Origin of the sequence: Streptomyces sp. NPDC001315 (assembly GCF_042896175.1) — a bacterium.
GTDB lineage: Bacteria > Actinomycetota > Actinomycetes > Streptomycetales > Streptomycetaceae > Streptomyces.
This window is the reverse complement of sequence record NZ_JBIAWZ010000060.1, coordinates 1-1,477: the sequence shown is the minus strand read 5'-3', so window position 1 is coordinate 1,477 and position 1,477 is coordinate 1. Positions and strand designations below refer to the sequence as shown.

Genomic DNA, 1,477 nt, shown 5'->3' with positions numbered 1-1,477 from the left:
CGTGCGCCACGAGGCGCTGATGGAAACCGTGCGGGAGGAAGGACCCGCCGCCGGTCATCGCAGTGACCGGTCGAAGCTGGAGGCAGGCTGAGCCCCGGGTTGGGGGTGAGGCTGGAAGCGGCCTCGACAATGTAGGGGCGGGTCGGTACTGCCAGACGGCTCGTGCCCGCTAGCGAGGACGGGAAGGCGTAAGGGAACTGAACCGGTGTCAGAAGCCCCGTTAGTCGTCAGCGATCTGCCGAACCTGGTGGATGGATCGCTTTGCGGTGCTGGGCAGGCCGTGGCTTTTGGCCTGCCCGCTTCCGTCGTCCGTGTGATTTGGGCGGCGGGAGGCCCGGGCCAAGACTGCGATGTGCGGCCCGTGGCGATGCCGTCGGGGTATAGCCGGACGCCGACACCCGTCATAACGGACATCAGCGAACGTGGGAAGCGGTCCGGTGCCGCCCCTCCCGTCCGGCGGCCGGCCGGGCGGCGGGCAGGTGCAACGCCCGCTGTGGGTATCGGGCCGTGGCGGAGCCGCTGTAGTACTCCGAGGCCAGGAGAGCTGGCCGCATGGGGAAGGGCGGCAGTGTGATCAGCAGTACGACTGGTGGCGGGGAGAGTCGCCGTTGAATAACAGCGCACCATCGTGGCCGGGCAGTATGACGGCCGAGCGACGGGTACTCGACCACCAGCGAAAGCTGCACCGATGGGCACGAGCCGAACCGGACCGCCGGTTCAAGGACGTGTTCAACTTGATCTGCGACCGGGCCACGTTGTTGGTGGCCTGGGAGCGGGTGTCGGCCAACAAGGGCGCGAAGACAGCGGGCGTGGATGCGGTCACCCGCCGCCACGTCGAAGAGGACATCGGAGAACTCGCCTTCCTTGAGGACTTGCGGTCCTCGCTGAAGGACGGCACGTTCACCGCCCTTCCGGTCAAGCAGGCGATCATTCCCAAGCGGAATGGCAAGGTCCGGACGCTGGGCATTCCGACCCTGCGGGACCGGGTGGCACAGATGGCCCTCAAGCTGATCCTCGAACCGATCTTCGAGGTCGACTTCTACCCGTCGAGTTACGGGTATCGGCCCGGACGTCGGGCTCAGGATGCCATCGCCGAGATCCACCAGCTCACCAGCCGCTCGTACGAGTGGGTGGTGGAGGGTGACATCACCGCGTGCTTCGACAATGTCGATCACCAGATCCTGATGGACCTGGTGCACGAGCGCATCACCGATCGGAAGGTGCTGCGGCTGGTCCGGGGATTCCTGAGGGCTGGGATTGTCGAACAGCACGGTGGCTTTGCGGACAGCCTGACGGGCACGCCGCAAGGCGGGGTCGCCTCCCCGCTGCTGGCCAACATCTACCTGTCCGTCCTGGACGGGCACTTCGCCCGGATCTGGGAACAGGACATGAGTCCTGGGTGGCGGCGGCAGAATCGCCGCCGCAAGGGGCTGCCGAACTTCCGGTTGGTGCGTTTCGCCGACGACTTCGTGGTGCT

General features: G+C 66.6%; 1 protein-coding gene. It reads left to right on the top strand.

What is annotated here, in order from left to right; translation table 11 throughout:
- Positions 1–761: 761 nt before the first annotated feature.
- Positions 762–1,477, top strand: a 716-nt coding sequence (locus ACFY16_RS43110; RefSeq protein ID WP_390652690.1) for a reverse transcriptase domain-containing protein, incomplete at its 3' end; no start/stop codon positions are given.